Annotated in this window: 10 protein-coding genes; 7 read left to right on the forward strand and 3 right to left on the reverse strand. The window is 66.4% G+C overall.

Translation table 11 applies throughout. From position 1 onward, the window contains the following. Nucleotides 1-62: 62 nt before the first annotated feature. Complete coding sequence (locus tag A1D30_RS11825; RefSeq protein WP_199865958.1) at nucleotides 63-776, reverse strand: TetR/AcrR family transcriptional regulator; 714 nt, start codon at nucleotides 774-776, stop codon at nucleotides 63-65. A 331-nt stretch (nucleotides 777-1107) separates the two neighbouring features. Between A1D30_RS11825 and A1D30_RS11830 the strand changes: the two genes are divergently transcribed. The 7 genes from A1D30_RS11830 to A1D30_RS11860 all read left to right on the forward strand — a co-directional run bounded on the left by A1D30_RS11830 (nucleotide 1108) and on the right by A1D30_RS11860 (nucleotide 12325). Continuing rightward, complete coding sequence (locus A1D30_RS11830) at nucleotides 1108-2457, forward strand: NAD(P)-dependent oxidoreductase (protein ID WP_063460800.1); 1350 nt, start codon at nucleotides 1108-1110, stop codon at nucleotides 2455-2457. Between the two features lie 42 nt (nucleotides 2458-2499). Next, the gene (gene preA, locus A1D30_RS11835) at nucleotides 2500-3813 is read left to right on the forward strand and encodes an NAD-dependent dihydropyrimidine dehydrogenase subunit PreA (RefSeq protein ID WP_063460801.1); all 1314 of its coding nucleotides are present in this window, start codon (nucleotides 2500-2502) and stop codon (nucleotides 3811-3813) included. A gap of 222 nt (nucleotides 3814-4035) precedes the next feature. Further along, nucleotides 4036-5493, forward strand: a complete 1458-nt coding sequence (locus A1D30_RS11840; RefSeq protein ID WP_063460802.1) for an NCS1 family nucleobase:cation symporter-1 — start codon at nucleotides 4036-4038, stop codon at nucleotides 5491-5493. A gap of 76 nt (nucleotides 5494-5569) precedes the next feature. Continuing rightward, nucleotides 5570-7024: a dihydropyrimidinase gene (hydA, locus tag A1D30_RS11845; protein WP_063460803.1), complete on the forward strand. Its 1455-nt coding sequence runs from the start codon at nucleotides 5570-5572 to the stop codon at nucleotides 7022-7024. 140 nt (nucleotides 7025-7164) lie between these two features. Then, nucleotides 7165-8421, forward strand: coding sequence for a Zn-dependent hydrolase (locus A1D30_RS11850; RefSeq protein ID WP_063460804.1), 1257 nt, complete (start codon nucleotides 7165-7167; stop codon nucleotides 8419-8421). Between the two features lie 96 nt (nucleotides 8422-8517). Beyond that, on the forward strand, nucleotides 8518-10041 hold the full coding sequence (locus A1D30_RS11855; protein WP_063460805.1) for a methyl-accepting chemotaxis protein: 1524 nt from the start codon (nucleotides 8518-8520) through the stop codon (nucleotides 10039-10041). Nucleotides 10042-10258: 217 nt separating this feature from the next. Then, nucleotides 10259-12325 (forward strand): EAL domain-containing protein, encoded by a 2067-nt coding sequence (locus tag A1D30_RS11860; RefSeq protein ID WP_063460806.1) that lies wholly within the window; start codon nucleotides 10259-10261, stop codon nucleotides 12323-12325. A gap of 35 nt (nucleotides 12326-12360) precedes the next feature. Here the strand turns inward: A1D30_RS11860 and A1D30_RS11865 are convergent, their stop codons facing one another. Next, nucleotides 12361-13407 (reverse strand): bifunctional nicotinamide-nucleotide adenylyltransferase/Nudix hydroxylase, encoded by a 1047-nt coding sequence (locus A1D30_RS11865; RefSeq protein ID WP_063460807.1) that lies wholly within the window; start codon nucleotides 13405-13407, stop codon nucleotides 12361-12363. Nucleotides 13408-13502: 95 nt separating this feature from the next. Beyond that, on the reverse strand, nucleotides 13503-15203 hold the full coding sequence (locus A1D30_RS11870) for an NAD+ synthase (RefSeq protein WP_063460808.1): 1701 nt from the start codon (nucleotides 15201-15203) through the stop codon (nucleotides 13503-13505). Between the last annotated feature and the right edge of the window lie 3 nt (nucleotides 15204-15206).

A 15206-nucleotide genomic window follows, 5' to 3' on the forward strand; every position in this document is an offset into this window, starting at 1 on the left:
TGCTATCGAATATGTAGTAATTGAAATCTGGACGCGCCGGGGCTCGATGCATCGCCACCCGCTCAGCCCACCGCATCAGGCGACAGTGCGCTCAGCACCATGCGCACGATCAGCTCCTCGGCCTTTTCGTAGTCGCGCTCCGTCAGCGCGGGTTTGCCCAGCAGCAGGGCGAACTGGGCTTCCTGCTCCGCATATGCCTGCGTGACCGACCAGATGATGAACATCAGGTGCGTGAAGTTGACCTTGGCAATGCGGCCCTCGCGCGCCCAGCGCTCGAAGGTGCGCACCTCGGTCTTGAGCAGCGGCGCAACGCGCTCGGTGATGGCCTGGCCATAGCGTGGTGCACCCGCAATCACCTCTTTGGTGAACACCTTGGCGCCTTGTGGCCGGGTGCGCGAGTAGTGCAGCTTGGCGCGGATGTAGCGCCGCAGCGCCTGCTGGGGGTCGTCGCTGTGTGACAGGTCTTCCATGCCCGCCAGCCACTGGGTGAGCACGTCGTCCAGCACCCGTTGGTACAGCGCCTCCTTGCTCGGGAAGTAATACAGCAGGTTGTGGCGGCTGATGCCCGCAGCGGCGGCAATGTTCTCCAGCGAGGCGCCCTCGAAGCCGAACTGTGCAAAGTGGTTCTCGGCTTCGGTGAGGATGCCCTGCTCCTTGGCCAGGCGCGAGGCCTTGGGCGCGCGGGGCGCCACGTTGTCGCCAGGGGCGGTGCGCGGCACCTTGGGGGGGCGGGGGGCGGAGGGAGCTGGGGGCGGACGGGAGGCGGCGGCAGTCATTGCACCATTGTGGAACAAGCCAGGGCCCAAAAACTGGCAAATCGCTGGCGTGGTGCTGGCACGCGGTTTGCTCTAGGGATTTTACCAATTGGTAAATTTTTACACGTTGGTAAATTGACCCACAACGCAGGGCGCCGCTGCACCAAAGCAGCGGGCACCTGCACCCCACAGCGAGGACCACGATGAAACCTCCGAAGTTTGCGGGTACCAGCATTCGCGCTGGTGCCGCATTGGCAGGCGCCCCTGGCTGGCGCTCCAACGCTGCGCGGCGTGCGCTTGCACGTCCCCTGGGCGCCCAGACCCCCACCCTCACTCTCTCGGAGGAAACCTGATGGACACACCCGCAAGCCGTGCCTGCGGCATTCATGCCGCACGCCTGAACCTGGCCGACTACGCCGTCAACTTCGGCGACGCACACCCGCCGCTCACCCGGCCGCAGGCCCTCATCGAGGCCGAGCGCTGCTACTACTGCCACGACGCCCCCTGCGCCACGGCCTGCCCCACGGGCATTGACATTCCCTCCTTCATCCACCGCATTGCGCAGGACAACAACCGGGGCGCCGCCCGCGCCATCCTGGAGGCCAACCCGCTGGGCGGCATGTGCGCCCGCGTCTGCCCCACCGAGGTGCTGTGCGAGCAGGCTTGCGTGCGCAACACTAACGAAGACAAGCCGGTGGAGATCGGATCGCTGCAGCGCTATGCGACTGACGCATTTTTTGAAAAGCCCGGTGCACCCCTGTTCCAGCGTGCAGCCGCCACCGGCAAGCGCGTGGCCGTGGTGGGCGCCGGGCCGGCGGGCCTGGCCTGCGCGCATGGTCTGGCCGTGCGCGGGCATGACGTGGTGCTGTTCGAGGCGCGCCCCAAGTTGGGCGGCCTCAATGAATACGGCCTGGCCAGCTACAAGACCACCGACAACTTTGCGCAGAAGGAAGTGGAGTGGCTGCTGTCCATCGGCGGCATCGAGGTGCGCACGGGCCAGCAACTGGGCCGTGACATCACGCTCGACAGCCTGCTGGGCGCGTACGACGCTGTGTTCCTGGGCCTGGGCCTGCAGGGTGTGAACGCGCTGGGCGTGGCCGAACCCACGGCTACCGGTTTGCGCAATGCGGTGGACTTCATCGCCGAACTGCGCCAGAGCGCCGACCTCTCCACCCTGCCCGTGGGCCGCCGCGTGGTGGTGATTGGCGGCGGCATGACGGCGGTGGACGCCGCCGTGCAGTCGCGCAAGCTGGGCGCCGAAGAAGTGACCATCGTCTACCGCCGGGGCGCCGAGGCCATGTCGGCATCGGCCGTGGAGCAGCAATGGGCGCAGACGAACGGCGTGACCATCCGCCACTGGGCGGCACCGAAGGAGGTGCTGAGCGAAAACGGCGCGGTGAAGGGTGTGCGCTTTGCCGCCACGGCACTGAGCGGCGGCAAGCTGGTGGAAACCGGCGAGACCTTCACGCTCGATGCCGACATGGTGCTCAAGGCCATCGGCCAGACCTTTGTGGCCGAGCCGGTGGGCAAGAGCATTGCGCTGGAGGGCGGGCGCATCGCCACCGATGCCGAAGGCCAGACCAGCCTGGCGCGTGTGTGGGCGGGTGGCGACTGCCGTGTGGGCGGCCGCGACCTCACGGTGGAAGCGGTGGAGCACGGCAAGGTTGCCGCTGTCTCTATCCACGCTGCACTCAGCGCCTGACGTGGCCTGAACCCTTCACCTCAGTTTTCACGGGAGCACCCCATGGCAGACATTCGCAGCAATTTCCTGGGCATCCAGAGCCCCAACCCCTTCTGGCTGGCCTCCGCGCCGCCCACCGATAAAGAGATCAACGTCACCCGCGCGTTCGAGGCGGGCTGGGGCGGTGTGGTGTGGAAGACGTTGGGCGAAGACCCGGCCGTGGTCAACGTCAACGGCCCGCGCTACTCCACGCTGATGTCGCAAGACCGCCGCGTGATCGGCTTGAACAATATCGAGCTGATCACCGACCGGCCGCTGCAGACCAACCTCGAAGAGATCAAACGCGTCAAACGCAACTGGCCCGACCGCGCCATGATCGTCTCGCTCATGGTGCCGTGCGAGGAGCAGAGCTGGAAGGCCATCCTGCCGCTCGTCGAAGACACCGGCGCCGACGGCATCGAACTCAACTTCGGCTGCCCGCATGGCATGAGCGAGCGCGGCATGGGCGCGGCCGTGGGCCAGGTGCCCGAATACATCCAGATGGTCACGGCCTGGTGCAAGCACTACAGCAAGCTGCCCGTGATCGTGAAGCTCACGCCCAACATTACCGACGTGCGCCAGCCCGCGCGCGCTGCCAAGGCGGGTGGGGCGGATGCGGTGTCGCTCATCAACACCATCAACTCCATCATGGGCGTGGACCTGGACCGCATGGTGATGAGCCCGAGCACCGACGGCTGGGGCTCGCACGGCGGCTACTGCGGCCCGGCCGTCAAGCCCATTGCGCTGAACATGGTGGCGGAGATTGCACGCGACGCGCAAACCGCAGGCCTGCCCATCAGCGGCATCGGCGGCATCACCACCTGGCGCGATGCGGCCGAATACATTGCGCTGGGCTGCGGCACGGTGCAGGTGTGCACGGCTGCCATGGTGTATGGCTTCAAGATCGTGCAGGACATGTGCGACGGCCTGTCCAACTTCATGGACGAGCACGGCTATGCCACCTTGGATGACTTCAAGGGCCAGGCCGTGCCCACGGTGAAGGACTGGAAGAACCTCAACCTCAACCACATCGAGAAGGCTGTCATCAACCAGGACGCCTGCATCCAGTGCGGCCGCTGCCATGTGGTGTGCGAAGACACCTCGCACCAGGCCATTACCTTCACCAAAGAGGGTGGCGTGCGCAAGTTCGAGATCAACGAGGCCGAGTGCGTGGGCTGCAACCTCTGTGTGTCGATCTGCCCCGTGCCTGAGTGCATCACCATGCGCGCGCTGGAGCCGGGCGAAGTGGATGTGCGCACAGGCAAGAAAGTGACGGGCGAATACGCCAACTGGACCACGCACCCCAACAACCCGCAGCGCGTGTCCGCAGCGGCTTGATATGCGGCCCATGCGTGCGTGTGCCACAGACCCTGCAAGGCGTTGTGACAGCACCCGTTGTGGTGCTGATTTGCAACGCATGCTGCACTGCATCTGGTGCAGTTCTTGCGTGATCTCTAGCATCGCTCGCTTCCCTTTGCCCGCCATCTGCCAGCGTGAGGGCGCTGAAACAGACGGCGGGTTGTGTGCAACCCCAACGACGTCTTTGACAGGAGTACAGGCATGACCAACAGTACCGGCAGCGCTGCCCACGTGGCGGGGCTAATGCCCGGCGGAGCCTCCAACACGCTCGCCAATGAAGATCTGCTCCCCACCACCGCCGCGCAGCGACACTGGACCTGGAAAGACTTCGCCGCACTTTGGGTGGGCATGGTCGTGTGTGTGCCCACCTACACCATGGCCAGCTCCATGCTCGACCAGGGCTTCACCTGGCAGATGGCGGTGTGGCTGGTGTTCCTGGCCAACTGCATCGTGCTCGTGCCCATGGTGCTGATCGGCCGCGTGGGGCCCAAATATGGTGTGCCGTTCCCCGTGCTGGCACGTGCTTCGTTCGGTGTGAAAGGCGCCAACCTGCCCGCTGTACTGCGGGGCCTGGTGGCGTGTGGCTGGTTCTCCATCAACTGCTACTTTGGCGCGTTGGCGCTGCATGGCTTCCTGAACATCCTGGGCATGGGGCTCGCGGGCCCGGCGGAGGGGCAGACCATCAGCACCTCGCAGTTCATGTGTTTCCTCGCGTTCTGGGCAGTGCACATTTACTTCATCTGGAAGGGCCCAGAGTCCATCCGCAAGCTCGAAGTGATCGCCGCGCCGCTGATGATCATTGCGTCCATCGTGCTCGTCGTGGTGCTGATGATGAAGGTGCCTTCGGGCCAGCTCTTCAACCTGCCTGCCAAGGTGGTCGAAGGTGGCCCCAAGACTTGGGCAGCATTGACGGGCCTGGTGGGCTTCTGGGCCACTCTGGCACTCAACATTCCCGACTTCACACGCTTTGCCAAGACGCAAAAGGATCAGGTCATGGGCCAGGCGATTGGCCTGCCGATTCCCATGGCGCTGTTCTCCATGGTGGGTGTGATTGGCTTCTCGGCATCGGCCATCCTGTATGGCAAGGCACAGTTGTTCCCCGACGGCTTGCTCACGCAAATGGGCAGCGTGGCTGCGGGCGTGGGCCTGCTGGTGATCCTGCTGGCCAACCTGACGACCAACGTGGCCGCCAACCTGGTGTCGCCTTCGTACGACTTCAGCCAGGTCGCACCGTCCAAGATCAGCTTCCGCATGGGTGGCCTGATCGCCGCGCTGATTGGCTTGGTGTTCATGCCCTGGAAGCTGCTGGCCACCTCGGGCGGCTACCTGTTCACCTGGCTGGGCGGCTACGGCACGCTGCTGGGCGCCATTGCGGGCATCCTGCTGGTGGACTATTACCTGGTGCGCAAGAGCGAGCTGAAGGTGGACGACCTGTACCGCCGTGGCGGCGAATACGAGTACAGCAATGGCTGGAACGTGCAGGCGCTGATTGCCTTTGCGCTGGGTGTGCTGCCCTGCCTGCCGGGCTACCTGGCCGTGTCGGGCGTGATCGACAAGGCGGCTGTGCCCGGCCTGCTGCTGGCGCTGTTCGACTTTGGCTGGTTCTTCAGCCTGGCCGTGGCCGGCACCTATTACTACCTGACTGCAAAGAAGAAGTGACCCCTTGGCCCTGCCTGGGCCTGGTGCCAGTGCAGGGCTTTTTTTGACCTGATCCGCATCCCTGAAGGAGACCCCCATGACCCAAGCCCTTGTGATCCGCGGTGGCACCGTGGTCAACGCCGACCGTGAACAGCGCGCCGATGTGTTGTGCGTCGATGGCCGCATCGTGGCCGTGGGGGATGGGGCTGCGGCGCAGGCCCCTGCAGGCGCGCAGGTGCTGGACGCCAGCGGCCAGTACGTGCTGCCCGGCGGCATCGACCCGCACACCCACATGCAGTTGCCGTTCATGGGCACCGTCACCATGGACGACTTCTTCACCGGCACGGCCGCCGCGCTGGCCGGTGGCACCACGAGCATCATCGACTTCGTGATCCCCGACCCGCAAGAACCCATCCTGGATGCTTATCGCAAATGGCGCGGCTGGGCGGAGAAGTCCGCCGCCGACTATTCGTTTCACGTCGCTATCACCTGGTGGAGCGAGCAGGTGCGCGCCGACATGGGCACGCTGGTGCAGCAGGAGGGCGTGAACAGCTTCAAGCACTTCATGGCCTATAAGAACGCCATCATGTGCGACGACGAAACCCTGGTGAACAGCTTCAAGCGCGCGCTCGAACTCGGGGCCATGCCCACGGTGCACGCCGAAAACGGCGAGCTGGTCTACCTGCTGCAGCAAGAGGTCGCCAAGATGGGCATCACCGGCCCCGAGGGCCACCCACTGTCGCGCCCGCCCATGGTGGAGGCCGAGGCCGCCAACCGCGCCATCGCCATTGCCGATGTGCTGGGCGTGCCCATCTACGTGGTGCATGTGAGCTGCATGGAATCCGCCGACGCGATTGCCCGCGCCCGGGCGCGCGGCCAGCGCGTGTACGGCGAGGTGCTGGCGGGCCACCTTCTGGTGGACGACAGCGTGTACCGCGACCCTGACTTTGCCAAGGCCGCTGCCTATGTGATGAGCCCGCCCTTCCGCCCCAAGGGCCACCAGGAGGCGTTGTGGCGCGGCCTGCAGTCGGGCCAGCTGCACACCACGGCCACAGACCATTGCACCTTCTGCGCCGCGCAAAAGGCCATGGGCAAAGAGAACTTCGCAAAGATTCCCAACGGCACGGGCGGCGTGGAAGAACGCATGGCCGCGCTGTGGGATGGCGGCGTGAACACCGGGCGCCTCACGCCCAGCGAGTTTGTGGCCATCACCTCGGCCAACGCGGCCAAGCTGTTCAACATCTACCCGCGCAAGGGCTTTATCGGCGAAGGCGCCGATGCCGACCTGGTGCTGTGGGACCCGCAAGGCACCAAGACCTTCTCGGCCAAGACGCAGTTCAGCAAGGGCGACTTCAACATCTTCGAAGGTCGCACCGTGCGCGGCATCCCGACTCACACCGTGAGCCAGGGGCGCGTGGTGTTTTCCAACGGCGACCTGCGGGCCGAGCAGGGCAAAGGCCGCTACATCAAGCGCCCCGCGTTTGGCGCCAACTTCCAGGCCGTGCAAAAGCGCGCGCAGGACCTGGCCCCTGCGGCAGTGGCGCGCAGCTGATGCAGGCGCTACCGCAGGCAACTTCCCCAGCAGCCCGTTCAGCCTGAGCTTGTCGAAGGCCTTCACTGCCCCGGCTTCGACAGGCTCAGCCCGAACGGGTAGTGAAGGAACTGGCATCTCAGACACCCCCGGAGAACACCATGAACACCCAAGTCAAACCCAACATCGAAAACCTGCGCATCAACGGCCAGCGCCTGTGGGATTCGCTCATGGAGCTGGCCCAGATCGGCGCCACCCCCAAAGGCGGCGTGTGCCGCCTCACCCTCACCGATCTGGACAAACAAGGCCGTGACCTGGTGACCCGCTGGGCGCGCGAGGCCGGCATGACCGTGACCATCGACAAGATCGGCAACGGCTTCATGCGCCGCCCTGGGCGCAACAACAACCTGCCCCCCATCATGACTGGCAGCCACATCGACACCCAGCCCACGGGCGGCAAGTTCGACGGCAACTACGGCGTGCTCGCCGGCATCGAAGTGGTGCGCACGCTCAACGATCATGGCATCGAAACCGAAGCCCCCATCGAAGTCGCGTTCTGGACCAACGAAGAAGGCAGCCGTTTCGTGCCCGTGATGATGGGCTCGGGCGTGTTCGCCAAGGCCTTCACGCTGGAGCACGCCTACGCCGCCACCGACACCGAAGGCAAAACGGTGAAGGGCGAACTCGAGCGCATCGGCTACATCGGAGACCAGGAGCCCGGCGACCACCCCATCGGCGCCTACTTCGAGACCCACATCGAACAAGGCCCGGTGCTGGAAGACAACGACAAGACCATTGGCGTCGTCAGCGGCGTGCTGGGCATCCGCTGGTTTGACTGCACCGTCACCGGCATGGAAGCCCACGCGGGCCCCACGCCCATGGCCCTGCGCAAGGACGCGATGCTGGCCGCCACACGCATCATGCAAGACGTAGTCGCCGCCGCCCACCGCCACCCGCCGCACGGGCGCGGCACCGTGGGCATGGTGCAAGTCTTCCCCAACAGCCGCAACGTCATCCCCGGCCGGGTCAAATTCAGCATCGACCTGCGCAACAGCACCGACGCGCTGGTGGACGCCATGGCCGCCGAGGTCAAGGCCTTTGCCGACCAGGTGGCCCAAGAACACGGTGTGCAGGTGCACATCGAGATGGTGTCCAGCTACCCCGCGCAACTCTTCCAGCCCGAGTGTGTGGATGCCGTGGGCCGCGCCGCCGCCAAGCTGGGCTACAGCCACATGCCCGCCGTGTCGGGCGCGGGGCACGACGCCGTCTACATGGCCAAGCTCGCACCCAGCGGCATGATCTTCATCCCCTGCAAGGACGGCATCAGCCACAACGAGATCGAGGATGCGAAACCCGAGCACATCGAGGCGGGCTGCAACGTGCTGCTGCATGCGATGCTGGAGCGGGCGGGCACCTGATCGGGCGCGCAGTGGGGCGGCGCGCCCGCAGGGCATGGGTGGCGTTGTATCTTCCGGTGGTTTGTAATTTTTGTTTTCCGCGAAGAGGGCTGCCCCATGAAACTCAAAACCCGCATCCTGTGGCTGTGCGCCGCCACGCTCCTGGGCCTGGTCGTGCTGTCGGCCATGGCCCTCACCACGCTCTACCAGTCGATGATGAAGGAGCGCACGGCGCAGCTCTCCAATCTGGTGGTGCTGGCCCACGCGGCCGCCCAGAAGTCGCACGAAAAAGAAAAGAGCGGCGCACTCTCGCGCGAAGACGCCATCAAGGAAGCGACCCAGATCATCGGCAGCTTTGTGGACAAGGACAAATACTTCTTTGTCCGGGGCTTCACCAACGATGTGAACTACGTGCACCCCAACCCCAAACGCATCGGCATCGTCGATGAAAAGGGCGGCAAGGAGGCGGGTGTGCGCTACCGCGCCGCGCTGCAGGGCGTGACCGTGGGCACCGTGACGGCCCCCGGCACACGCCCCGGCGCCAAGGAGCCAGTGGACAAGCTCTACGCCATCATCAAGTTCGAGCCCTGGGACTGGATCATCGGCTTTGGCGACTATGTGGACGACATCGAGAACTCCTTCTGGCGCAACACGGCCATCCTGCTGTCCATTGGCGCGGTGCTGATGCTCATCGTGGCGCTGATGGCCTGGCAGATGCTGCGCAGCCTGGTGCACCAGCTCGGCGGCGAGCCGCAGTACGCGGCCGACGTGGTGACCCAGATCGCCGAAGGCAACCTGGCCGTGGACGTGCAGACGCTGCCCGGCGACACCACCAGCATCCTGCACGCCATCCGCGCCATGCGCGACAACCTCTCGCACCTGGTGAAGCAGGTGCGCGACAGCACCGATTCCATCAACACTGCATCCTCCGAAATCGCCGCAGGCAATGGCGACCTGTCGGCCCGCACCGAGTCGCAGGCCAGCGCGCTGCAGGAGACGGCGGCCTCGATGGAGCAACTCACCTCCACCGTGCAGCAGAACGCGGCCAACGCCAAACGGGCCGACGAACTGGCCCGCGCCGCATCCGACATGGCCGTGCGCGGCGGCGACGTGGTGCAGCAGGTGGTGGGCACCATGGGCTCCATCGACCAGTCCTCGCGCAAGATCGTGGACATCATCAGCGTGATCGACGGCATTGCGTTCCAGACCAACATCCTCGCGCTGAATGCGGCGGTGGAAGCCGCGCGTGCGGGTGAACAGGGCCGGGGCTTTGCCGTGGTGGCGAGCGAAGTGCGCAGCCTGGCCCAGCGCAGTGCGGCGGCGGCCAAGGAGATCAAGGGCCTGATCGACGACTCTGTGGCCAAGGTGGGCGTGGGCACACAACTGGTGGAGCAAGCGGGCGCCACCATGGGCGAGGTGGTGGCGGGTGTGAAAAGCGTGACCACCATGGTCGCCGAGATCAGCGCCGCCAGCGGCGAACAAAGCGCGGGCATCGCCCAGGTCAACCAGGCCATCTCGCAGATGGACCAGAGCACGCAGCAGAACGCCGCGCTGGTGGAGGAAGCCCTGGCGGCGGCCCAGTCGCTCAGCCAGCAGGCCGTGGCGCTGTCGCAAACGGTGGGGCAGTTCCGCGTGGCCTGACGCCGGGGACGCTGGTCAGGCTGCCGGAACAGCCCCTGCCAAAGTGGGCTGGACAAGCCATGGGAGTGTGCGAAGATGCAATTGATAATTGCTTCAGGCGCACACCTCTCTTCTCTCTTGCGTCTTCTCCCACATTCTTGCCACCCATGTCCGCCCGTTTGTCGCTGACCCTTTTGTGTGCACAGGCCCTGGGCCTGGCGCCGGGCTGCGGGCGGTCATGAGCGTGTCGGCACCCACTCCGGCAGCGCGCCTGCCGGTGGACCGCCAGCCCGCAGCCACCGAGCTGGCCGAGCGCGCAGCCCGCTACGCCGCGCTGGAGTGGCTGTCCCGCCCCGTCTGGGTCTTCGACATCGATGGCCAATGTGTGCACTGGGCCAACACCCCCGCGCTGGCGGTGTGGAACGCCAGCACGCTGGCCGAGCTGTGCGGGCGCGACATGGGGCACGACATGTCCGAATCCGTGGCGCAGCGCCTGGCGCAGTACCAGAGCGACTTTGTGCTGCGGGGCAACACCAGCTTCAACGAGCAATGGACCCTCTACCCCGGCGGCGTGCCGGTGTCGCTCAATGTGCGCTTCAGCGGGCACCGGCTGCCCGATGGCCGCATGAGCATGCTCTGCGAAGGCGAACCCGTGGGGGTGGTGCCGCCCGAGTCGCTGCGCTCGGTAGAGGCCCTGCTGCACACGGCGGTGATGATCACCCTCTACAGCCAGAGCGGCGAGGCGCTGTACCGCAACCCGGCCGCACGCGCGGTGGTGCTCAGCCCCGGCGAGCGGCTGCAGGACCGCATTGGCAACCCGGCTGCGTTTGCCGCCCTGTCGCGCAGCCTGGAGCAGCAGGGGGTGGCCACGCTCACGCTGGCTGTGCGCACGCCCCAGGGCGACCGCTGGCACGAGCTGTCGGCACGCCGCTGCAACGACGCCATCACCGGCCAGGACGCCGTGCTGGTGAGCGAGGCGGACATCAGCGCCATCAAGCACACTGAAGAGCGCGCCAACTTCCAGTCGCTGCACGACGTGCTCACCGGCCTGCCCAACCGCGCGCATTTCACCCAGCGCTTTGCACGCGCGATGGAAGAAGCCCGCGCCCAGTCGATGGAGGCGGCGCTGCTGCTCATCAACCTGGACCACTTCAAGGACGTGAATGACACCCTGGGCCACGCGGCGGGCGACGAGCTGCTGGTGGCCCTGTCGCAGCGCCTGCGCCACACGCGGCATGGCACCGAGGTGCTGGCCCGCTGGGGCAGTGACGAGTTTCTGGTGCTGCTCACGTCCCCGCGCATCCGCGCTGACCTGGACGCGCTGCACGAGCGCATCTCGGTGGCGCTGGCCGCGCCGCTGTCGGTGGCGGGCACGCCACTGTGTGTGACCTCCAGTATGGGCGTGGCGCTGTATCCACAGGATGGCGACACCATCGAGATATTGCTGCGCAACGCGGGCCTGGCGATGCATGCCGCCAAGGAGCGCGGGCGCAACACGCTGGTCTACTTTGACGGCAGCCTGGCCGAGATCGCGCGCAACCGCACCGAGCTGGAGAAGGAATTGCGCCAGGCGCTGGAGCGCGAGGAGTTCGAGGTCTACTACCAGCCCCGCGTGGACGTGGCCACCAACACCTTGCGCGCGGTCGAGGCGCTGGTGCGCTGGAACCACCCGCGCCTGGGCGTGGTGCTGCCCGCCCAGTTCATCCCCGCCTGCGAAAGCATGGGCCTCATCGGCCAGCTGGGCCTGTGGGTGCTGGCGCAGGCCGCCCACCAGCAGGTGGCGTGGGCGGCGCAGGGCTTTGACCTGGTGGTGTCGGTCAACCTGTCGCCGCGCCAGTTTGCATCGCCCGACCTGCTGCACGACATCACCGGCGTGCTGCGCCAGGCCGGGGTGAACCCCGCGCGCATGGAGCTGGAGATCACCGAATCCATGCTGCTGGGCGAAGACCAGCATGTGCTGGGCGTGATGCGCGAGCTGTCGGCGCTGGGGCTGACCATGGCCCTGGACGACTTCGGCACGGGCTACTCCAACCTGGCCTACCTGCAGCGTTTTCCCATTCACACGCTCAAGATCGACAAGACCTTCATCCAGGACACGGACGCCAACCGCTCGCTGGCCGAGCTGATTGTTTCGCTCTCTACCCTGATGAAGCTCACCGCCGTGGCCGAAGGCGTGGAAACGCAGGAGCAGCTGGACTGGGTGGCAAAACGCGGCATCGCGCAGTACCAGGGCTACCTCTACGCGCGGCCGATGCCGGTGCAGGCCCTCACAGACTGGCTGTTGAGCCACCCGCCGAAGCCCTGACTGGCAGGTTCGCAGCGGGTTCGCGGGGTGGCCTGTCAGCCCCGCAGCGGTGCCCCGGTGATCGTCAGGAAGTGGTCCAGCATGTGGAAGTGGTCTTCAAAGAACTCTTCCTCCATCCCGGCCAATGCATCGATGCGTGTCCACTGCACCAGCATCGCGTCGTCATCGGCCTGCACCACGGGGAAGGGGGCATCGCCCAGGTCGAAGTAGTGCGCATGCGTGATGGTGCGGCCACGCTGGCTGCGGTCGGGGTGGTCGAACACGGCCACCGACTGCAGCGCGGCGCGCATCGTGGCTTCGGGCAGGTGGCAATGGGTTTCTTCCACCAGCTCGCGCAGGCAGGACTGCCACACGGTTTCGCGCTGTTCGATGAAGCCGCCGGGCACCGCCAGCTGGCCCTTGCCGGGCGCGTGCGCGCGGCGAATCAGCAGCACATGGTCCTGGCAGCGCAGCACGGCGTCCACCGTCACGAACACGGGCGGGTAGGGCGCTGCGGACCAGGCCTGGCGGTAGCCGCGCAGCATGCGCCACTCCTCCTGCAGCGCGGCGTAGTGCGGGGTGTGCGCAAATGCCTGCAGCTGGGCCAGCGTGCTGGCCGGGATCTGCGCGGCCAGCGGCGCCAGGGCTTGGTCCACCGTGGCAGCCGTGGCGCCAAAGTAGGCGTCGCGGATGGTGGTGGCGTCCATGCTGCCCTGGCGGGGCAGGTCGATCAGCGCCCAACTGGGGAAGGCGCGCAGGTAGCTGCTGGTCGCGTCCTTGAAATGGCCCACCAGCGCCATGCGGGCGCCGGGCTGCGTGTGCTGCGCCACGCCCTGGCGCACGGCCTGCACCCACACGGCTTCGTTGTAGTAGTCGCGCACGGGCAGCACGCGCACGCGGCTGCGGTCGGCCGGAGGCAGCGCATCGCGCAGCATGGCTTCGCGCTCTTGCCAGGTGAAGGGGTTCTTGGGCGAGCGGGCCTGCCAGGCCGAGCCCACCACCACGATGACCTGGGGCGCCACGCGCAGGGCCTCGTGCAGCAGGGCCAGGTGGCCGCTGTGCACGGGTTCAAAGCGGCCGATGAGGAGGGCGGTGTCGTACATGGGTCTCCGAAATTTTGAGTTTTTTGGCCCCTTGCGCGCGTCCATCATGCCCAAGTAGCTATTATTTTTATAGTAATTCTACCGAAGGGCCTCACTCACGCATACCTTGCAGCGATGGGCATCTGCCGACCGCTGCCAAACGCGCGCGGCCGCACACGCAGGATGGGCGGGGCCTGGCGGCGTTTGTATTCGTTGCGCGCCACCATCATGCGCACGCGCTGCACCAGGGCACTCCCGGCGTCTTCGGCCTGCAGCTGGGCCACAAAGGCCTGCGCGGCCAGGTGTTCGGCGGGTGACAGGCGCTCGCCCTCGATGAGCAGCTTGAGCACTTCGTCCAGCACGGGGTAGGGCGGCAGGCTGTCCACGTCGCGCTGGCCCGGGGCCAGTTCGGCCGAGGGTTCCTTGTCGATGATGGCCTGCGGAATCAGCGCGCGCCCCGCTTGTTCGTTGACATGGCGTGACAGGGCAAACACCTCGGTCTTGTAGAGGTCGCCAATCAGGCCCAGCCCACCGTTGGTGTCGCCATACAGCGTGCAGTAGCCCACCGAAATCTCGCTCTTGTTGCCCGTGGTCAGCAGCAGGTGGCCAAAGGCGTTGGAGTATTCCATCAGCACCGTGCCCCGGATGCGGGCCTGCAGGTTTTCGAGCGGCAGGCCCTGCAGCGGCTGGCCGAAACTGGCTTCGTATTGCCGGGCATAGCCCGCCACCAGGTCGGCAATCGGGTGGGTGTGCAGCTGCACGCCCAGGTTCTGGCACAGCGCCACCGAGTCATCGACCGAACCGCTGCTGGAGTAACGCGAGGGCATGGTGATGCCCACCACGTTCTTGGGCCCCAGCGCCTGCGCGGCGAGGGCCAGCGTGAGCGCGCTGTCGATGCCGCCCGAGCTGCCCACCACCACCTGCCTGAAGCCGCAGCGGCGCGCGTAGTCCTTGAGGCCCAGCAGGATCTGCTGGCGGTAGAACTCCATGGTGGGCAGGCCTTCTGCGGGCACGCGCGCTGGCACCTGGCCGTCAGCGGTGAGGAAGTGGCCGTTGTCAAACCGCAGCGTGCGCACATCCTCCACAAAACGCGGCGCCTCGAACACGATGCCCGCTGCGGGCTCGGCCGCAAACGATGCGCCGTCGTACACCACCTGGTCGTGCCCGCCGACCTGGTTCACATACAGGATGGGCAGACCATGGCGGCGCGACGAGCCGCCAAAGATCTGGTGCCGCTGCTCCCGCTTGCCCACGTGGCTGGGGCTGGCGTTGATGCTGATCACCAGGTCGGGCGCGGCGTCGCGCAGGCGCTCGAAGGGGTTGGTGGCGTAGTCGGCGCCGTGGTCATTCCAGCCGTCTTCGCAGATCAGCAACCCGACTTGCGCGCTGCCGATGCGCAGCACCTTGGCCACGTCCGGGCCGGGCTCGAAGTGGCGGCGCTCGTCAAAGATGTTGTAAGTGGGCAGCAGCTGCTTGGCGTATTGCAGGCGCACGGCGCCGCCCTGCAGCACCAGCAGGCTGTTGTGCAGGCGCTTTCCCGGGCCTGTGGCGGGCGTGGGCGCGCCCACTACCCAGTGCAGCGCGGGCAGGTCAGCCGATGCCTTCTGCAGTGCCGCCAGGCCGTCCTGCACACGTTGCAGGAAGGGCGGCTCGTCCAGCATGTCGCCGGGGTAGTAGCCGCACAGCGCGAGTTCGCTGAACACGATGAGGTCGGACCGCTCGCTGGCGGCCTGCTGGGCGGCAGCCACCATGCGGGCCACGTTGCCCTCGATGTCGCCGACGGTGAAATTCAATTGGGCGATGGTGATGCGAAGCATGGT

It is taken from the genome of Acidovorax sp. GW101-3H11 (assembly GCF_001633105.1).
Classification (GTDB): Bacteria; Pseudomonadota; Gammaproteobacteria; order Burkholderiales; family Burkholderiaceae_C; genus Acidovorax.